The sequence below is a fragment of the Pseudomonas sp. HMSC067G02 genome, assembly GCF_001813485.1.
GTDB lineage: Bacteria > Pseudomonadota > Gammaproteobacteria > Pseudomonadales > Pseudomonadaceae > Pseudomonas > Pseudomonas aeruginosa.
Map to the genome: position 1 here is coordinate 124,065 of NZ_KV812698.1, position 17,544 is coordinate 141,608.

General features: G+C 66.9%; 14 protein-coding genes. 3 read left to right on the plus strand and 11 right to left on the minus strand.

Annotated features, from left to right (window positions below; genetic code table 11):
- Positions 1-100: 100 nt before the first annotated feature.
- The 6 genes from mexW to HMPREF2914_RS20805 form a co-directional block, all read right to left on the minus strand.
- Entirely contained in the window at positions 101-3,157 is a 3,057-nt protein-coding gene (gene mexW / locus HMPREF2914_RS20780; RefSeq protein WP_023092843.1) for a multidrug efflux RND transporter permease subunit MexW, read from the minus strand.
- A 50-nt stretch (positions 3,158-3,207) separates the two neighbouring features.
- A complete protein-coding gene (mexV, locus tag HMPREF2914_RS20785) occupies positions 3,208-4,338 on the minus strand; it encodes a multidrug efflux RND transporter periplasmic adaptor subunit MexV (protein ID WP_023092842.1) in 1,131 nt (376 codons plus the stop codon).
- A gap of 169 nt (positions 4,339-4,507) precedes the next feature.
- Positions 4,508-5,602: a DUF1513 domain-containing protein gene (locus HMPREF2914_RS20790; RefSeq protein ID WP_023092841.1), complete on the minus strand. Its 1,095-nt coding sequence runs from the start codon at positions 5,600-5,602 to the stop codon at positions 4,508-4,510.
- A gap of 10 nt (positions 5,603-5,612) precedes the next feature.
- Positions 5,613-6,677: an imelysin family protein gene (locus HMPREF2914_RS20795; RefSeq protein WP_023092840.1), complete on the minus strand. Its 1,065-nt coding sequence runs from the start codon at positions 6,675-6,677 to the stop codon at positions 5,613-5,615.
- Positions 6,678-6,686: 9 nt separating this feature from the next.
- Positions 6,687-8,108, minus strand: a complete 1,422-nt coding sequence (locus HMPREF2914_RS20800; protein WP_003094015.1) for a di-heme oxidoreductase family protein — start codon at positions 8,106-8,108, stop codon at positions 6,687-6,689.
- A gap of 162 nt (positions 8,109-8,270) precedes the next feature.
- Positions 8,271-9,611 (minus strand): imelysin family protein, encoded by a 1,341-nt coding sequence (locus HMPREF2914_RS20805; RefSeq protein ID WP_003112765.1) that lies wholly within the window; start codon positions 9,609-9,611, stop codon positions 8,271-8,273.
- A 193-nt stretch (positions 9,612-9,804) separates the two neighbouring features.
- On the opposite strand from HMPREF2914_RS20805, the gene HMPREF2914_RS20810 reads away from it, so the two are divergent.
- Positions 9,805-10,377, plus strand: coding sequence for a LemA family protein (locus HMPREF2914_RS20810; RefSeq protein WP_003134692.1), 573 nt, complete (start codon positions 9,805-9,807; stop codon positions 10,375-10,377).
- A 1-nt stretch (position 10,378) separates the two neighbouring features.
- On the plus strand, positions 10,379-11,281 hold the full coding sequence (locus tag HMPREF2914_RS20815; RefSeq protein WP_003134691.1) for a GIDE domain-containing protein: 903 nt from the start codon (positions 10,379-10,381) through the stop codon (positions 11,279-11,281).
- On the opposite strand, the gene bifA is transcribed toward HMPREF2914_RS20815, so the two are convergent.
- From bifA to HMPREF2914_RS20835, 4 genes are all read right to left on the minus strand, one after another.
- A complete protein-coding gene (gene bifA, locus HMPREF2914_RS20820; protein WP_003094007.1) occupies positions 11,282-13,345 on the minus strand; it encodes a cyclic-di-GMP phosphodiesterase BifA in 2,064 nt (687 codons plus the stop codon).
- A 180-nt stretch (positions 13,346-13,525) separates the two neighbouring features.
- On the minus strand, positions 13,526-14,107 hold the full coding sequence (gene sodB, locus HMPREF2914_RS20825; protein ID WP_003094005.1) for a superoxide dismutase [Fe]: 582 nt from the start codon (positions 14,105-14,107) through the stop codon (positions 13,526-13,528).
- A gap of 346 nt (positions 14,108-14,453) precedes the next feature.
- Positions 14,454-15,056 carry a LysE/ArgO family amino acid transporter gene (locus tag HMPREF2914_RS20830; RefSeq protein ID WP_003094003.1) on the minus strand — a complete coding sequence of 201 codons (603 nt, stop codon included), beginning with the start codon at positions 15,054-15,056 and terminating at the stop codon, positions 14,454-14,456.
- A 1-nt stretch (position 15,057) separates the two neighbouring features.
- Positions 15,058-15,459 carry an ACT domain-containing protein gene (locus tag HMPREF2914_RS20835; protein ID WP_003094000.1) on the minus strand — a complete coding sequence of 134 codons (402 nt, stop codon included), beginning with the start codon at positions 15,457-15,459 and terminating at the stop codon, positions 15,058-15,060.
- Positions 15,460-15,556: 97 nt separating this feature from the next.
- Here HMPREF2914_RS20835 and HMPREF2914_RS20840 point away from each other — a divergent pair, with 97 nt between their 5' ends.
- Complete coding sequence (locus HMPREF2914_RS20840; protein ID WP_003120877.1) at positions 15,557-16,459, plus strand: LysR family transcriptional regulator ArgP; 903 nt, start codon at positions 15,557-15,559, stop codon at positions 16,457-16,459.
- Here HMPREF2914_RS20840 and HMPREF2914_RS20845 read toward each other — a convergent pair whose 3' ends face one another.
- Positions 16,460-17,518: a saccharopine dehydrogenase family protein gene (locus HMPREF2914_RS20845; RefSeq protein WP_003093996.1), complete on the minus strand. Its 1,059-nt coding sequence runs from the start codon at positions 17,516-17,518 to the stop codon at positions 16,460-16,462. It abuts the gene before it with no gap.
- Positions 17,519-17,544 lie beyond the last annotated feature (26 nt).

Genomic DNA, 17,544 nt, shown 5'->3' on the forward strand with positions numbered 1-17,544 from the left:
GGAGGCGGCTGCCGGCGGACATAGGATCGCGCCCGGAGGGCTGTGGGATGGGGCGACAGCGCCGGCGGACAGCGCTGTTGTCGCTATCCGCCGTTTCCGATCAGTGTGAGTTTGCCGCTTGCGTCACGCCTGGCGGGGCATCCGGCCTGGCCACCAGGGTGTAGATGCACGGCAGGACGAACAGGGTGAAGAGGGTGCCCACCGACATGCCGGTCGCGATCACGATGCCGATGTCGAAGCGACTGACCGCCCCGGCGCCGGTGGCGAGGATCAGCGGGATCACCCCGAGCACCATCGCCGCGGTGGTCATCAGTACTGGCCGCAGGCGGATCGCGGCGGCCTGCTCGATGGCCTCGCGACGCTCCAGCCCCTGTTCGTGGCGCAACTGGTTGGCGAACTCGACGATCAGGATGCCGTGTTTGCTGATCAGGCCGATCAGTGTCACCAGGCCGACCTGGGTATAGATGTTCAGGCTCGACACGCCGAGGAACAGCGGTATCAGCGCCCCGCAGATCGACAGCGGCACGGTGACCATGATCACCAGCGGATCGCGGAAGCTTTCGAACTGTGCGGCGAGGACCAGGAAGATGATCGCCAGGGCCAGTCCGAAGGTGACCAGCAATGCGCTGCCTTCCTGCACGTATTGCCGGGAAGCGCCGGCGTAGTCGACGGCGAAGCCGCGCGGGGCCTCCTCGCGGGCGATCTGCTGAACCGTCTCGATGGCCTCGCCCATGCTGACGATGGGGAAGCCGGAGATGATCGCCGAGTTGAGCTGCTGGAACTGGTTCAGTTGCCGCGGCCGTGCCCGTTCGTGGGTCTCGATCAGGGTCGAGAGGGCGACCAGTTGGCCGTTGCGGCTCTTCACGTAGTAACTGCCGAGCCAGCCGGGATTGTCGCGATAGGGGCGTTCGACCTGGGCGATGACCTTGTAGCTGCGCCCGTCGATGGTGAAGCGGTTGATCTCGCCCTCGCCGAGCAGGCTGGCCAGCGCCACCCCCAGGTCCTGCATGGAGACGCCCATCTGCGCGGCCTTCTCGCGGTCGATGTCGACCACCAGCTCGGGTTTGTCGAACGCCAGGTCGAGATCGAGGAAGGCGAACTTGCCGGACTCGCTGGCGCGCTGCTTCACCCGTTGCGCCACTTGCAGCAGCGACTCGTAGTCGTTGGCGGTGTTGAGCACGAACTGGAATGGCAGGCCCTCGCCGGTGCCCGGTAGCGACGGCAGGTTGAAGGCGAAGATCTGCACGCCGGGAATCTCGTTGAGCTTCGCCTGCACCGCATGGAGCAATTCCATCTGGCTCTTTTCGCGTTCGTCCCAGGGCTTGAGCAGCATGCCGCCGATGCCGGCCTGGACGCCGTTGTAGCCGTTGATCTGGAACGCCGAGTAATACTCCGGGAAGCTGCGGAAGATGCCTTCGAACTCGGCGGTATAGCGATTCAGGTAGTCGAGGTTGGCGGTCTGCGGCGAGTTGGTCATGAGGAACACGATGCCCTGGTCCTCTTCCGGCGCCAGCTCCTTCTTGGTGAACATCAGCAGTACCGGGATCAGCGCCAGTACCAGCACGGCGAACACCAGGACCACCGGACGGGTGTCCAGGGTGCCGTGGAGGGCGCGCTGGTAGCGTCGCTTCAGGCCCTCGAAGATCAGGTCGAGGCGATGCGCCAGGCCCGAGGGATTCTCCTCGTGGCGCAACAGGCGCGAGCACATCATCGGCGACAGGGTCAGGGCGACGATCCCGGAAATGATCACCGCGCCGGCCAGGGTGAAGGCGAATTCCTTGAACAGGGCGCCGGTGAGGCCGGTGAGAAAGCCGATCGGCGCGTAGACCGCGGCGAGGGTGATGGTCATGCTGACCACCGGCACTGCGATCTCCCGCGCGCCCTCCAGGGCGGCCTCGAAGGGCGGCTTGCCCTCCTCGATGTGGCGGTGGATGTTTTCCACCACCACGATCGCGTCGTCCACCACCAGGCCGATGGCCAGGACCATCGCCAGCAGGGTCAGCAGGTTGATCGAGTAGCCCATGGCCTGCATGAAGAACAATACGCCGATCATCGACAGCGGAATGGTCACCACCGGGATCAGTACCGAACGGAACGCGCCGAGGAACAGGAACACCACCACGATGACGATCAGCACCGCCTCGCCGAGGGTCTTAACCACTTCGTCGATGGAGGCCTGGATGAAGCGCGTGGCGTCGTAGGCGATGGACACCTTGAGGTTGGGCGGCAATTGCTCTTCCAGTTCGGGCATCTTCGCCCGCACTTCCTTGATCACGTCCAGCGGGTTGGCGCTGGGCGTGCCCTTGATGCCGATGTAGACCGAGGGAATCCCATTGAACGAACTGATCGCGTCGTAGCTGGCGGCGCCCAGTTCGACCCGTGCGACATCACCCATCAGCACCCGGCGGTCGCCGTCGGTCTTCACCGGGATGGCGGCGAAGGCCTGGGGCGACTTGAGGTCGGTGGAAGCATTGACGCTGGTGACCACCAACTGGCCCTTCACCTCGCCGGCGGCGGCGAGGAAGTTGTACTGCTGCACCGCCTGGTTGATCTCGCCGGCGGTGACGCCGAACGCGGCCATCTTCACCGGGTCCAGCCACAGGCGCATGGCGAACACCTGGTTGCCGAGGATCTCCGCCTCGGCGATACCGGGCAGGGTCGCCAGCTTGGGCTGGATCACCCGCGACAGGTAGTCGGTGATCTGCGGGTTGTTCATCTGCTCGCTGTAGAAGCTGATGTACATCAGCGCCGAGGCATCCGCGGCCTCCTTCTGCAGCACCGGGTCCTCGGCGTCCGGCGGCAGCTGGCTCTTCACTTCGTTGGACTTGGCCAGCAGCTCGGTGACCAGGCGATCGGTATTGGCGCCGATCCGCGCGTAGATGGAGATGGTCGAATAGTTCTGCCGGCTCACCGAGGTCATGTAGTCGATGCCTTCGGCGCTGGCCAGGCTCTGCTGCAGCGGCTGGGTGATGTAGCCCTGGATGGTCTCCGCGTTGGCTCCGGCGTAGAGCGTGGTCACCGTGATCAGCGCGTTCTCCATTTGCGGATACTCGCGGATCACCAGCTTGCTGAAGGCCTGCATGCCGAGCAGGACGATCAGCAGGCTGACCACGCTCGCCAGGACCGGACGACGGATGAACGGATCGGTAAAAGCCATGTTTCAGTCCCTTGGCAAGCCTTCCGCCTTGGAGCGGGAAGGCGCGCGACTCAGTGCTCTTGCTGGAGGTCCCGCTCGGCGACGATGGCCACCGCGGCGCCGTTGTCGAGCTTCAGTTGCCCGGAAGTCACTACCTGCTCGCCGCCCTCCAGGCCTTCGAGCACCACCGCCAGGCCTTCGCGGCGTTCGCCGATCCTGACGAAGCGGCGCTCGACGACCCGTTGCGGCTGGCCCTTGTCGTCCTTCGACACCTGGCCCTGCTCGTCCTTCTTCTGCTCGACGACGTAGATCGAGTCGCCGTATAGGGTGAAGGTGATCGCCGTCTCCGGCACCACGACGCGTTGTTCCTCGCCAGGCAACATCACCTCGAGGTTGGCGAACATGCCCGGCAGCAGCTTGCCGTCCGGGTTCTCCAGGGCGGCGCGGACCTGCAGGTTGCGGGTCTCGTTGTCGACCTTGGGGTTGATGGCGGCGATCTCGGCGTCGAACACCTGGCCGGGGTAGGCGGCGACCCGAACCTTCACCAACTGGCCGCGGCTGAGCAGGGGGAAGTCCTGCTCGGGCAGGTGGAAATCCAGGAGCAGGGTGGAAAGGTCCTGCAAGGTGGCGATCGGCGTCCCGGGCGAGACGTAGTCGCCGACGTCCACCTGGCGGATGCCGATGGTCCCGGCGAAGGGCGCGAGCACGCGCTTCTTCGCCAGCGCCGCCTTCAGCTCGGCGACGGTGGCGCTGGTCTTGGCCCACTGCGCGGCGAGACGGTCGAATTCGCTTTTCGAGATGGCCTTGCTGCCGATCAGTTCGCGGCCGCGCTGGTACTCGGCCCTGGCCAGGCCGAGATCGGCCTCGGCAGTGCGCAGGGTGGCTTCCTCGACGTCGCTTTCCAGCTGGATCAGCGGTTGGTCCAGCTTCACCTGGTCGCCGGAAAGGAACAGTACGTCGCGTACCGTGCCGGAGACTTCGGCGGTGAGGGTCACGCCCTGGAATGCCTTGAGGCTGCCGATGGCTGGCAGGCGGCTCTGCCAGGGACGCTTTTCGGCCAGGCTGGCGGTCACGCTGATCGGCGGTTTCGGTGCGCTGAAAAGGGCGATCTGCTGACGGATGGAGTAGACCTTGTAGCCGGCGAGAATCGCCACCACGGCGATCACCGCGGCGAGCATGATCAACATGCGGCGGAGCAACATAATCCTGGTCCCTGGTATGCCGAGAGCGCCCCGTTTCGGGGCGAATCCGACACATTACGTGCAGCTTTCAAGGCTTGTCAAAGCACAGGATTGGCGAAAGATTTCAAGCGTGTTGCAGGTCGCTTCCGACTTTCGCGGACCGGTATGGCGAGAGGTTGATGCCGCGCTCTCAGGCCAGGTGCAAGTGGTTGTCCCAGAGGCCGGAAGGCAGCTCCAGCGGTTGCGCGGCGATGCGCTCGCCCTGGCAGTCGTAGAAGCGGCAACGCCCCTGTCCGGACGTGACGACGAAGCCGTTCTTCACCGCGCCCACGCCGGCGCAGTCCGGCAACGGCGCGTCGAGGCGTACGGCACCGCTGTCCAGGTCCCAGATGAAGAAACGGTTGCCGCGCGGGGCGGTCAGGGCCACCAGGCGCAGGTCGTCGTGGATCGCCACGCTGGCGGTGTACTGGGCCATCGCCAGGCGCTGCTCCTCGGCCACCGGGAAGGCTTCGAAGGGACGGCCGGGGCGCTTGATCGCCAGCAGGTCGGCATGTTCGTGGGCATCGCCCATGAACTGCTGGCCGGCGACGATGGTGCCGTCGCGACCGATCGCCAGGTGGCGGACGCTGTTCATCTGCTGCGCCAGGGTTTCCTTGGACAGCAGGTTGCCGTCGCGGCGCATCAGCACCAGGCTGGGCTCCATGGCGTCGAGGTTCATCTCGACCCGGCTTTCCGCCTCGGTGCGAATGCCGCCGTTGGCCACTACCAGGGTCTCGCCGTCGGGCATCCAGGAAACCTGGTGCGGCCCGAGGCCGTGAGTAGAGATCTCGCCGCTGTGCTGCAGTCGCTCGCCGTCGAAACGGTAGACGCCGAGCACGCCGCGACCGGGATCGGTAGTGTCGTTCTCGGTGGCGTAGAGCCATTCGCCGCTCTGGTGGAACACGCCGTGGCCGTAGAAGTGGCGGTCTTTCTGCGAGACCAGGGTCTGCAGCAGGTGACCGTCGTTCAGGTCGATCAGGTAGCTTTCGGTGCCTGGCCGGCGGGCGACGAACAGCGCCAGCGGCAGGCTCGGGTGCTGGACGATGTCGTGGCAGCGCTGGGCCACGCGGGTGGCGAACTGGCACTTGCCGTCCAGGCGGTAGCCCACCGCGTAATGCTGGCCATCGGCGTCGTCGCGCGCCGACAGCACCAGCGGTTGGCTACCCTGGCGGCTGAAGCTCCAGCCGCCGAAGGACAAGGCGCCGAGCAGCAGGCTGCCCAGACCGATCACATGACGTCGCAGCATGGTGCCGACCTCAGTCGCCATCGTTGGCGTTGAAGCCCAGTTGCACGCTGAGGGCGCGGGCCAGGTCGCCTTCGTGCAGGCGGTGGACCACGTTCAGGCTGTCATAGAGGGCGTTGAGCTGGTTGCGCCCGTCTTCGCTGGCGAGCAGTTCGGAGAGCGGTTTCTGTTCCAGCGCCGCCAGCTTCGCGTGGCTGTCGGCGTAGGCGGCGTCGATCTTGCCGGCCAGGGCCTTCTGTTCGGCCGGCAGCAGGGTCTTCAGGCCCTTGCCGTCGATACCTTCCCAGAGCGCCTGGGCGCCGCTCAGGCTGGCGTCCAGGCTGGCCAGCGAGGCGTTGCTGCGCCAGGCCTCGGCCTGGTAGGGCTGGGGAATGCCCTTGCTCTGCCGGCCCAGCGGAGTACCGAGTTTCTTCTTCAGCATGTCCAGGGCGGTGACCTGGACCCGCAGCAGCTCGGCGATCGCCTCGTGGGCGTCGGCGTAGCGGTCGTTGGGGAACTTGCTCATCTGGGTGAGCATGCCGCCGTCGTTCTTCCAGCGCGCCAGGATGTCCTGGGCCAGTTGCTGCTGGTGGGTGCCGATGGCTTCCAGCAACGGGCAATAGCGGGCCTTGGTGGCGGCGTCGGCGAGGTCGATCTTGCTGTCGAAGAGGATGTATTCGTAGGCGGAGAGCCCCTGCACCACCACGCTGGCCTTGGCCAGGGCCGTGGCGTCGACCTGCGGGTTGTTCTTCAGCAACTGTTCGACCTGGCGCCCGACCAGATCCTTCTTGTCCGGCCAGAACTGCACCTGCCAGGCGCGGTTGCCCTCGGCCAGCGGGCCGATCAGCAGCGGTTGCAGCTCGGCCCAGGCCTTCTGCGCGGCGTGGAACGCGTCGCGGGCCTTGGCCAGGTCTTCCTTGCCCTGGCAGTAGGCCAGGGCGCTGCTGGCCAGGGCCTGGTCGGCCTCCACCCAGCGGCTGTAGGTCGGCAGGATCACCTGTTGCGCCAGGGCGGCACTGGTGACGGCCTGCGGGTCTTGCGGCGAGCAGGCGCCGAGGGCGATGGCGAGGCTGGTCAAGAGCAGTCGTGGGCGGAACATGTGGGCTCCTCAGAGTGAATTCAGGAAGGCCAGCAGGGCGCTGCGCTGGTCGGCGTCGAAGCCGAGCACGTGCCGCTTGGCCGCTTCGGCTTCGCCGCCGTGCCAGAGGATCGCCTCCAGCAGATTGCGGGCGCGCCCGTCGTGGAGGAACTGGGTGTGGCCGTTGACCGTTTCGGTCAGGCCGATGCCCCATAGCGGCGGGGTTCGCCAGTCCCGCCCGCTGGCGAGAAATTCCGGGCGATTGTCCGCCAAGCCGTCGCCCATGTCATGCAGCAACAGGTCGGAATAGGGACGAATCCGTTGGTTGGCCAGCTCCGGCTCGCTGGCGTCGGAACCGGTAGTGAAGGCGGGAACGTGGCAGGCCACGCAGTTGGCCTGGGCGAACAGGCGCTTGCCGGCCAGCACCTGCGGGTCGTCCACCTTGCGCCGCGCCGGGACCGCCAGGTTGCGGCTGTAGAACAGCACCTGGGCGAAGATGTTGTCGCTGACTTCCGGCTCGCCGCCGTCGGGCGCCCGGCGGCACTCGACCTGGGCGGCGCTGCAGTCGTCGTGGGGCAGCAGGCTGCTGGTCAGGCCCATGTCGTTGGCGAAGGCGTGCGCGTTCTGCTGCGGGATATCCGGCTGGCCGGCCTTCCAGCCGAAGCGGCCGAGCGCGGTGCGCTGCCGTGCGGCATCCCAGACCTGGTTGGCGCGCCCGCGGATACCGTCGCCGTTGCGGTCGTCCGGATCGGCATTGGCCAGGATCGCCTCTTCGGGAATCGCCTCGAGCAGGCCGAGGCCGATCATCGGCGGGGCGACGCGGGCGGAAAACATCGTCTGCGGATGCATCGGCCCATAGCCGAGCTGGCTGATACGCAGGATCGGCTTGCGCAGTTCGACCTCGGTGCCGTCCTCGAACCTCACCTTCATCGGCTCGTAGTCCATCCGCACCTTGCCTTCCGGGGCGACGCCGGGAATGCCGACGTCCTGCAACTGGCCGCCGTAGGTCGGCTCGGGAATCACCCCCTGGTGCAACAGGGTCTTGCCGTCCGCAGGGCCGGCCGGGATCGACAGGCGTACCAGCATCGACACCGCGCTGACCGCGTCCGCTCCCGGCGGGTGGCCGCGGCCGTCCTTCACATGGCAGTTCTGGCAGGCGTTGGTATTGAACAGCGGTCCCAGGCCGTCGCGCGCGGTGGTGGAGGAAGGGGCGATGACCCAGGGGTTGCGGAAGAAACTGTTGCCCACGCTGAAGTCCAGGCGCCGGCTCGGGGCGAGGTTGGCGGAGGGCAGGGAGAAGGCGTTGCGGTCGCTTTGCAGCACCGTGGTCGCGCCCCCGGACAGGTGTTCACCGGGCTCGGCGCGCAGCGGTTCGTCGTCGGCGCCGCATCCGCCCAGAAGGAGCGCCGTCAGGAGACAGGCGAGCGGCATGGAAGGTGACGGCAACGACATCGGCGAACATCCCGGACTGCGTAGAAACAGCCCGCAAGCTTACCAGTTGGAGCTAATCAAAATAAGAGGGATTTGCGTTTGTAAAGGCCCGTGAAGTCCGCTTTCGAGGCCCTGAAACGCAGCGTGCGGCCATGGGCCGCACGCTGTTGGCGCAGGAAGGAATCAGAACTCGTGGTCGGCGTTGTCCGGCTTCAGGTCCTGGATACCCAGCTTGCCCGCGGCCTGCTCGATGGCGCCGGTCTGCTTGACCAGGGCGGCGATGGCGTCGCGGATCTTCTGCTGGCCGTCCTTGTTGTCCGGAGCGATCATCTGGTCGAAGTGCACGCCATCCTTCTCGGCGCTGTCGACGATGGCCTGCAGCTTGGCCTCGGTGTCGGCCAGGTCGGCCTTCAGGGTGTCGTTGGCGGCGGCGTCGGCCTTGGCGACCAGGTCGGCCAGGCTCGGGCCCTTGACCACGCTGCCGTCGATGCGCTTGTACTCGCCGAGGTAGATGTTGCGGATGCTCTTGCCGTTGAAGAACAGGGTGTGGTGGGTGTCGTCGCTGAAGCAGTCGTGCTCGTCTTCGGTGGAGTTGGCCTCCAGCGCGACCTTCATGCGCTCGCCGGCCAGTTCGCCGAGGGACAGGCTGCCCATGCCGAAGAACATCTTGCGCAGGCCGGTATCCACCGGTTCGGCCTCCAGCTTGGCGCGGTAGTTGTCGGCGACGCCGGCTTTCCACTGTCCGGCCATGTATTCGAGGTCGCTGACCAGCAGGTCGGTGACGGCCTTCAGGTAGGCGGCGCGACGGTCGCAATGGCCGCCGGTGCAGTCCTTGCCCTGGGCATAGTCGGTGGCCGGACGATTGCCGGCGCCGGGACCGGTGCCGTTCAGGTCCTGGCCCCAGAGGAGGAACTCGATGGCGTGGTAGCCGGTGGCGACGTTGGCTTCGGAACCGCCCAGCTCGTTCAGGCTGGCCAGTTTCTCGCCGGTGATTTCCTTGACGTCGATCTTGTCTTCGCCGACCTGGATCTCGGTGTTGGCGACGATGTTGGCGGTGGCGCCGGGGTTGCCCAGGGCGTGCTGGTAGTCCTTGGCGACATAGTCGATCAGGCCTTCGTCCAGCGGCCAGGCGTTAACCTGTCCTTCCCAGTCGTCGATGATCGCGTTGCCGAAGCGGAAGGCTTCGCTCTGGGAGTAAGGGGTACGAGCGGCGAACCAGGCTTCCTTGGCGGCTTTCAGGGTCTCCGCGTCAGGCTTGGCGAGGAACGCGTCGATGGCTTTCTGCAGGTCCTTGGCGGTGCTCAGGGCATCGGCGAAGGTGGCTTCGGCGAGGTCCGCGTAGTTCTTGATCACTGCCTTGGCGGCGGCCTCGTCGACCTTGGCGGCCGGGGCGGCGGCGGGCGCGGCGGGCTGCGTGCTGGCCGCCGGTGTTGCGGGCGCTTCGGCTTTCTTGTCGTCGCCGCAGCCGGCGAGGGAGATGGCGAGGGCCAGCAGACTGGCGGTGGCCAGGGGCATACGAGTCATGGCGGATTCCTTTGCTTTATTGGTGGCGTGCCGAAGCGGCGTGCGCTTGTCGGAAACACCCGCGAGGGCGTTAAAAAACCGCCACATAATGCGAAAGATTTGCATTTTTGAAAAGGGCGCAGCGTGATCGCCGTCGTGCCTGGACATGTCGGGCGCAGCTAGAATGCCAGTATCTTCGTCCGGAGCTCCGTCCATGAGTCTGACCGCTATCGCTTTCTGGGTTGTCCTGCTGCTGCTCGCCGGCTACGCGGTGGTGCTCTACAACGGCCTGGTACGGCTGAAGCACGCCGTGGGCAAGGCCTGGGCCAACATCGACGTGCTCCTCAAGCAGCGCCATGACGAGCTGCCGAAGCTGGTCGAGGCCTGCAAGCAATACATGCAGCACGAGCGCGCCACCCTGGAGCGGGTCATCGCCGCCCGCAACGCCGTCGCCAGCGCCCGCGAGCGCGCCGACGTGAATGCCCTGGGCAAGGCCGAGAGCGGCCTGCGCGCCGGCCTGGGGCAGCTCTTCGCGCTGGCCGAGAACTACCCGCAGCTCAAGGCCAACGAAAGTTTCCAGTTCCTTTCCCAGCGCATCAGCGGCCTGGAGAACGGGATCGCCGATCGCCGCGAGCTGTACAACGAGGCGGTGAACCTGAACAACGTGCGCATCGAGCAATTTCCCGACCTGCTGATCGCTCGTGTCGCTGGCTTCAAGGCCGCCGAGCTGTTGCAGTTCAGCGAGGCGGAGAAGGTCGACGTCGATCTCAAGGCCCTGTTCGGCTGAGATGGACTTCGACCTGCGCTGGCTGTTCATCGCCGCCAGCCTGGGGCTCTGCGCCTGGGCCGGCTGGCAGTTCGTGCACCGCCTTGCCCGGGCGCGTCTGCTCGGCGACGTACCGACCTCGCGGATCCGTTCGGCGGCGCAGGGTTTCGTCGAACTCTACGGGGTGCTCGAGGAGGGCCCGGAAGGCCCGCTGCAGGCTCCCTTGACTGGCAAGCCGTGCCTGTGGTGGCGCTACCGCATCGAAGTCGAGGAAAAGCGCAGCGGCCGCGAGAAGGCCTGGCGCACCGTCGACAAAGGTGCCAGCGAGTCGCCATTCGGCTTGCGCGATGCCACCGATGCCTGCCTGGTCGACCCACGCGGCGCCGAGGTGCGACCCTTGACCCAGCAGCGCTGGGAGGCTTTTCGCGAAGCACCGATCGATACCCTGCGACTGCTGGAGAGCTTCGGCACCCTGGTCGGCGGAGAGCGGCTCTACCGCTACACCGAGGAGCGCCTGCATGCCGGCGAGCCGCTCTATGCGCTGGGCGAATTCCGCAGCAGCGGTGGCGGTCGCCAGGGACTCGATGCCGAACGGGCGCAGGGTGCGGTGATCCGTGAATGGAAGGGCGATTTCCACGGCCTGCTGGCGCGCTTCGACAGCGACGGCAACGGCGAGCTGGACGAGCGCGAATGGAACCGGGTGCGCCTGGCGGCACGGCTGGAGGCCGAGGATCGGCATCGGGCAAGCAGCGCCGCGCCGACCCGCCACCGGCTCGGCAAGCCGGGGGAGGTGCATCCCTTCATTCTCTCCAGCCAGGGCGAGGACGATCTCGCCGTGCAACTGCGCCGCCAGGCGGCGGGGGCCGCGTTGCTCTGCCTGGGCAGCGCGCTATTGGCGGGCTGGCTGTTCAGCCGCCTGTTCTGATCAGGGCCGTTCGCTGCTGGTGGCCTGGCTCAGGCGTCGCGCCTGCTTGAGGTACTGGGTCAGTTCCCTGGCCGGCAGCGGCTTGCTGTACAGGTAGCCCTGACCTTCGTTGCAACCTTCGGCGATGATGTACGCCTCCTGCTCGGCGGTTTCCACGCCCTCGGCGATCACCTGCATGCCCAGGCTCTTGCCGAGCTGGATGATGGCGCGAACGATGGTCGCGTCGTCCTCGTCCTGCAGCAGGTCCTGGACGAAACTCTTGTCGATCTTGATCTTGTCCAGCGGCAGGCTCTTCAGGTAGCTCAGCGAGGAATAGCCGGTGCCGAAATCGTCGATGGCGATCAGCGCGCCGGCGCGGCGCAGGCTGAGGAGGTGCTGGGCGGCAGTGGAAATGTCCTCCATCAGGCCGGTCTCGGTGACTTCCAGCTCCAGGCTGCGCGCCGGCAGGCGGTAGACCTGCAGCAGGTTGCTGACCACCCGTGGCAGGGCGTTGTGGTGGAGCTGCACGGTGGAAAGATTGACCGCCATGCGCAGGTCGTCGAAGCCCTGGTCGTGCCATTCGCGCAACTGCCGGCAGGCCTGGTCGAGCACCCACTCGCCGATGCTGAAGATGCTGCCGTTCTGTTCCGCCAGCGGGATGAACAGGTCCGGCGGGACGAAGCCGTGCAACGGATGTTGCCAGCGCAGCAGCGCCTCGACGCCGACCACGCGGTGGTCGCGGTAGTCCACCTGCGGCTGGTAGACGAGGTGCAGCTCGTGGCGCTGCAGGGCGTCGCGCAGGTCCTTTTCCAGTTCCCGGCGGCGACGCATCTCGCTGTCCACGCTGGCGATGTAGAACTGGTAGCGGTTGCGCGAGCGGGTCTTGGCCAGGGTCATGGTCTGCTCGGCCTTCTGCAGCAGTTTCTCCGTGGTCTCGCCGTCCTCGGGGAACAGGGTGATACCGATGGTGGCGCGCAGGCGCACCTCGTGCTGGTCGATCTCGAACGGCGCTTCCAGGCCGTCGAGGATGCTCTGCGCCAGTTCGGCCGCCTCGTAGGGTTGCTCGATGTCGGCCTGGACCAGGGCGAACTGGTCGCCGCCCAGGCGCGCCAGCGAACCGAGCCGTGCGCTGTGCCCGCGCAGGCGGTCGGCGAGGGCGATCAGCAGCTGGTCGCCGAGCTGGTAGGTGTACTGCTCGTTGATCCCCTTGAAATCGTCGAGGCCCAGGCACAGTACTGCCACCCGGCGCTGCTGGCGGCCGGCGCCGTCGAGGATCTGGTCGAGTTGCTGCTGCAGCAACTGGCGGTTCGGCAGGCCGGTGAGGAAGTCGTACTGGGAAATGCGCAGCAGGTTGTCCTCGGCCTCGCGACGCAGGTGGCTGTTGCTTTCGATCGAGGCGAGCAACTGGTTGGCGGTGGTCACCCAGAGCCCCAGCTCGTTGCGTTCGTGCCCCTTGAGCAGCGGCAACTGGTGCTGGCTGGGGCGGTCGGGATTGATGCTGACCAGGTGCTCGATGATCTTCGACAGCGGCTTGGTCAGCATCCAGTGGTAGACCAGGAACAGTACCAGGCCCATGGCCAGGGCGCGGAGAATGCCGGAGATGAAGATGATTTCCGAAGTGGTGACGAAGTTCTCGCCGTAGGGCGCGGTGTCCAGGGTGATCTTCAGGTCGCCGTAGTATTCGCTATAGGGCGGGCGGCCGATCAGTCGAATGCTGAAGGTGCGTTCCTGGCCGAGGATCGGGTCGGTCAGCCAGCGCGTCGGCAGGTCCAGCAGCGGCCTGGATTTCTCCGCCAGCATCGGCTCGCCGGGATGGCCGATGCTCGCCTGGCGCACCGCCTCGTGCTGGAACAGGCCTTCGAGGACCTGCATCGCCATTTCCCGGTCGAGGCTGTAGACCGCCTGGGTGGAAGGGTCGCGGACCATCGCGAGGATGCGTTGGGCGTCGCTGCTCACCGCCTGCTTGGCCTTGTAGGCGTCGAAGACGATCTGCGCGCAACTGAGCACTACGCCAACGGCCAGCGCCGCCAGTAGCACGACACGCAGCAGCTTGAGCGAGAGGCTGTGTCGGGAGTCCAGTTTCAAGGGGCCTTCCTTGTTCGTCGCCAGGGCGAAAGACAAGCCGGTAGGAAGAGCTTGTTTACCTCAAGAGGCTATCACGAGCGAAGGTCTACCAGTTCCTGAGGGTAGACGATGGCTCCTGGACCGCAGATTAAAACGAAAAAGCCCGGCGAATGCCGGGCTTTTTCGTGGTTCTGATCAGACTCAGGCAGCGAAATTCTTCGCTACGAAGTCCCAGTTGACCAGGTTCCAGAACGCCTCGACGTACTTCGGACGCAGGTTGCGGTAGTCGATGTAGTAGGCGTGTTCCCAGACGTCGCAGGTCAGCAGCGGGGTGTCGCCGCTGGTCAGCGGGTTGCCGGCACCGATGGTGCTGGCCAGGGCCAGGGAGCCGTCGGCCTTCTTCACCAGCCAGCCCCAGCCGGAACCGAAGGTGCCGACGGAAGTCTTGGTGAACTCTTCCTTGAACTTGTCGAAGGAGCCGAAGGCGGCGTTGATGGCGTCGGCCAGGGCGCCGGTGGGCTGGCCACCGCCGTTCGGGCTCAGGCAGTTCCAGTAGAAGGTGTGGTTCCACACCTGGGCGGCGTTGTTGAAGATGCCGCCGGAGGAGCTCTTGACGATCTCTTCGAGGCTCTTGCCTTCGAACTCGGTACCCGGGATCAGGTTGTTCAGGTTCACCACGTAGGTGTTGTGGTGCTTGTCGTGGTGGTATTCCAGGGTTTCTGCGGAAATGTGTGGCTCAAGGGCGTTCTTTTCGTAAGGCAGCGGCGGCAATTCGAAAGCCATGGTGTCTCTCCTATTCTTCCTCAGGTCAGGACTGGCGCGGCTAGCGCGCGACCGGTTCACGGGGCCGGTCCGATGCCTGTCCGGGAGCCCGTCCTGGATCCCCGGGGGGACGTTCGGCGGAGCGCTCCGGAAAGGGCGCCGGGTGCGACTCGGAGCCTAGGCTCCCAGTGCCGCGAACTCCGGATCATAGCACCCGTGTCGGGGCATATCCACGCAGCAACTGTAGGGGCAAAGGCCGGCGGCGGCGCGCTGCGACGGGCTTCTGCAAGCTCGCCGGCGAACACCGCCGCATTCTTTCTGGACTGCCTGGCGGCGCGAGGGTTCGCTCGGGTAGACGGAAACCGCGTTATCCCCGGAACAGCAGTTGCGCGGCCATGCCCAGCATCATGGCCGCCACCATCAGGTCGAGCAGGCGCCAGGTGGCCGGGCGCGCCAGCCAGGGGGCCAGCCATGCCGCGCCGAGGGCGAGGGCGAAGAACCACATCAGCGAGGCGCTGGCCGCGCCGAGGGCATAGGCGCCCGGCGCGGCTTGCTGGGCGCCGAGCGAACCGATCAGAAGTACGGTATCGAGATAGACGTGGGGGTTGAGCAGGGTGACCGCCAGTGCCGCCAGAAGCACCGCCTTGCGCGAGCGTGGCCCGGTTTCCGCGGCGTTGCCGAGGGCGTCCGGGCGCAACGCGCGAAGCAGCGCCTTGAGCCCGTACCAGGTCAGGAAGGCGATCCCGCCCCAGCGGGCGATGGCCAGCAGCGTCGGGTTTTCCAGCAGCAGCTTGGCCAGGCCGAACACGCCGAGGCTGACCAGCACCGCGTCGCAGAACACGCAGAGCGCGGCCACCGAGAGGTGATGCTCGCGGCGCAGGCTCTGCGCGAGGACGAAGGCATTCTGCGCGCCGATGGCGATGATCAGGCCGGCAGCCACCAGGATGCCGTTGAGATAGCTCTGCCACATGTCAGTGTGCCTCCGCCGCCAGCCGCTGGAGCACGGCGAGGGCGCGCCGGCCCTCGTCGCGGGCGACGAACAGGTGGTCGTGGAAATAGCCGGCCATCACGTTGCAACTGATCCCGGCTTCGGCCAGCGCCGTGGCGAAGGCGGCGGTCAGGCCCACCGCCGCCAGCGAGGAGTGCACCGTCAGGGTGATCCAGGCCGCCACGTATTCGTAGGGCAGGCCCAGGCGTTCGGCCTGCCGGCGTTCGAGCACCAGGGTCAGGCCCTCGCGCTCGCGGAAGCTGGCGAGCGGCTCGGCGCCGTTCGGCAGCGCGCCATCGGCGCAGGTACAGAACACATAGTCGCCGGGATTGAGTTCGGGAGTGAGCGTGCGCAGCAGGGTGCGCAGCGAGGTTTCGCCAGCCATGGTCGGTCCGCGTCGGGTGAATCGGAAAAGTGCTGGCGAGTGTGGCCGCGGGCGGTTTATAAGGAAAACGAATCCTGCTGATCTCTCATTAGGAAAACTGATTTTGTTCGACTACAAGTTGCTCGCCGCGCTGGCCGCGGTGGTGGAGCAGGGCGGTTTCGAGCGCGCCGCACAGGCGCTGGGGCTGTCGCAATCGGCGGTATCGCAGCGGATCAAGCTGCTCGAGGCGCGGGTCGGCCAGCCGGTCCTGGTGCGCGAGACGCCGCCGCATCCCACCGATCTCGGGCGCCGCCTGCTCAACCATGTGCAGCAGGTGCGGCTGCTGGAGGGCGACCTGCAGCGCTGGGTGCCGAACCTGGATGAAGGCGGTGCCCCGGAGCGCCTGCGCATCGCTCTCAACGCCGATAGCCTGGCGACCTGGTGGGCCGCCGCGGTGGGCGATTTCTGCGCCGAGCGGCGGGTGCTGCTGGACCTTGTGGTGGAGGACCAGGAGGTCGGGCTCAAGCGCATGCGCGCGGGCGAGGTGGCCGGCTGCGTCTGCGGTAGCGCGCGGCCGGTGGCCGGCGCGCGTTCGCTGCTGCTCGGAGCCATGCGTTATCGCGGCCTGGCCAGCCCGGATTTCATTGCCCGGCACTTTCCCCGCGGGGTCGAGGCGGCCGCCCTGGCCGGCGTGCCGGCGATCGTGTTCGGCCCGGACGACCTGCTGCAACACCGCTTTCTCAAGGACCTCGGCGTCGAGGGCGGTTTCATCCACCACCTCTGCCCGTCCTCGGAAGGTTTCGTCCGCCTCACCGCCGGCGGTCTCGGCTGGGGCCTGGTGCCGGAGCGCCAGGTGCAAGGCGAGCTGGCGCGCGGCGAACTGGTCGAGCTGCTGCCCGGCCAGGTCATCGATGTACCGTTGTACTGGCACTACTGGCGCAACGGCGGCGAACTGCTCGCGTCGCTCACCGAGCACCTGCTCGCCCGCGCCGGCGACGGCTTGGTGCGGGTGTCAGGTTGATCAGCCGATAACGGTGATTCGTCCGGAGCCGGGCAACGATTCGACGCAGCGCGCGCCGAGCAACCGCGATGGCGTGAAGTAGCCGCCGGGACCCTGGTAGTCCAGCAGGTGGCGCACTGCCAGGAGCACGCCGTGCAGGGTCAGGTCGTACACGTTGGCCGTCTCCAGGCGCGCCGTGCGGCGTTCGCCGCGGGCGTTGCGCGCCTCGCCCCAGACCCAGGTGCGCAGGCGCTCGCGGGCCGCCTGGTCGGGACCGGCGATGCGTTTGTCGACCTGCCCCTTGAGCCAGTCCTGGACCCGTTGCCGACCGAGCAGCGGACGCAGCGGGTCGATCAGGCGCATGCCCAGGGCCAGCAGCGGCGGCGCCGGCAGGTAGACCTCGATGTCCGGGATGCCGGTGCTGTAGTAGGCGGTGGCCACGTCGCCCCAGGGAATCGTCACGGCGTGCCGCAGGCCGCGGCCGAAATCGATGTCGCGGCGCTTATAGCCCAGCGGCACGTCGCGCAGGCGGCCATTCTCGCGGATCTTGCCGCCGAACTTGAGGCCTTCGACGCTGGTCTTCGCGGTTCCCGTCGAAAGCCCGCTGCCGGTGTCGAAGCCCAGCGCCAGCCGTTGCGCGTCCGGCAGCGCCTCCTTCAGGCAGGCGGCCAGGCAATCGGTGGGGATCACATCGAAGCCCACGCCCGGGCAGACCACGATGCCGGCCTCGCGGGCCTCGGCGTCGCCGGCGTGGGCCTGCTCGAACACCGCGATCTCTCCAGTGATATCCACGTAGTGGGTGCCGGCGGCGCGGCAGGCGGCGATCATCGGCGTGCTGGTGGCGGAGAACGGACCGGCGCAATGGGCCACCACCTTCACCTGGTCCAGGGCTTCGCGGCAGGCCTGCGGATCCCCCAGGTCGAAGACCCGGCACTCCAGCCCGAGCTGGCTGCCGAGGGCGTGCAGGGCGGCCGGGTTGCGTCCGCCGAGGAGCGGCGTCAGGCCCTCGCGCTGCGCCTGTTCAGCGACCAGCCGGCCGGTGTAGCCGTTGGCGCCGTAGATCATCCAGTGACTGGCCATGGTGCGTCTCCCAGCGTGCAGGTGGC

Excerpts from the sequence above, each read along its gene's own strand:
- HMPREF2914_RS20800 (WP_003094015.1), bottom strand. The coding sequence starts at position 8,108 with ATGTCGTTGCCGTCACCTTCCATGCCGCTCGCCTGTCTCCTGACGGCG.
- HMPREF2914_RS20845 (WP_003093996.1), bottom strand. The coding sequence starts at position 17,518 with ATGGCCAGTCACTGGATGATCTACGGCGCCAACGGCTACACCGGCCGG.
- HMPREF2914_RS20795 (WP_023092840.1), bottom strand. The coding sequence starts at position 6,677 with ATGTTCCGCCCACGACTGCTCTTGACCAGCCTCGCCATCGCCCTCGGC.
- HMPREF2914_RS20815 (WP_003134691.1), top strand. The coding sequence starts at position 10,379 with ATGGACTTCGACCTGCGCTGGCTGTTCATCGCCGCCAGCCTGGGGCTC.
- HMPREF2914_RS20830 (WP_003094003.1), bottom strand. The coding sequence starts at position 15,056 with ATGTGGCAGAGCTATCTCAACGGCATCCTGGTGGCTGCCGGCCTGATC.
- mexV (WP_023092842.1), bottom strand. The coding sequence starts at position 4,338 with ATGTTGCTCCGCCGCATGTTGATCATGCTCGCCGCGGTGATCGCCGTG.
- sodB (WP_003094005.1), bottom strand. The coding sequence starts at position 14,107 with ATGGCTTTCGAATTGCCGCCGCTGCCTTACGAAAAGAACGCCCTTGAG.
- mexW (WP_023092843.1), bottom strand. The coding sequence starts at position 3,157 with ATGGCTTTTACCGATCCGTTCATCCGTCGTCCGGTCCTGGCGAGCGTG.
- HMPREF2914_RS20790 (WP_023092841.1), bottom strand. The coding sequence starts at position 5,602 with ATGCTGCGACGTCATGTGATCGGTCTGGGCAGCCTGCTGCTCGGCGCC.
- HMPREF2914_RS20835 (WP_003094000.1), bottom strand. The coding sequence starts at position 15,459 with ATGGCTGGCGAAACCTCGCTGCGCACCCTGCTGCGCACGCTCACTCCC.
- HMPREF2914_RS20805 (WP_003112765.1), bottom strand. The coding sequence starts at position 9,611 with ATGACTCGTATGCCCCTGGCCACCGCCAGTCTGCTGGCCCTCGCCATC.
- HMPREF2914_RS20810 (WP_003134692.1), top strand. The coding sequence starts at position 9,805 with ATGAGTCTGACCGCTATCGCTTTCTGGGTTGTCCTGCTGCTGCTCGCC.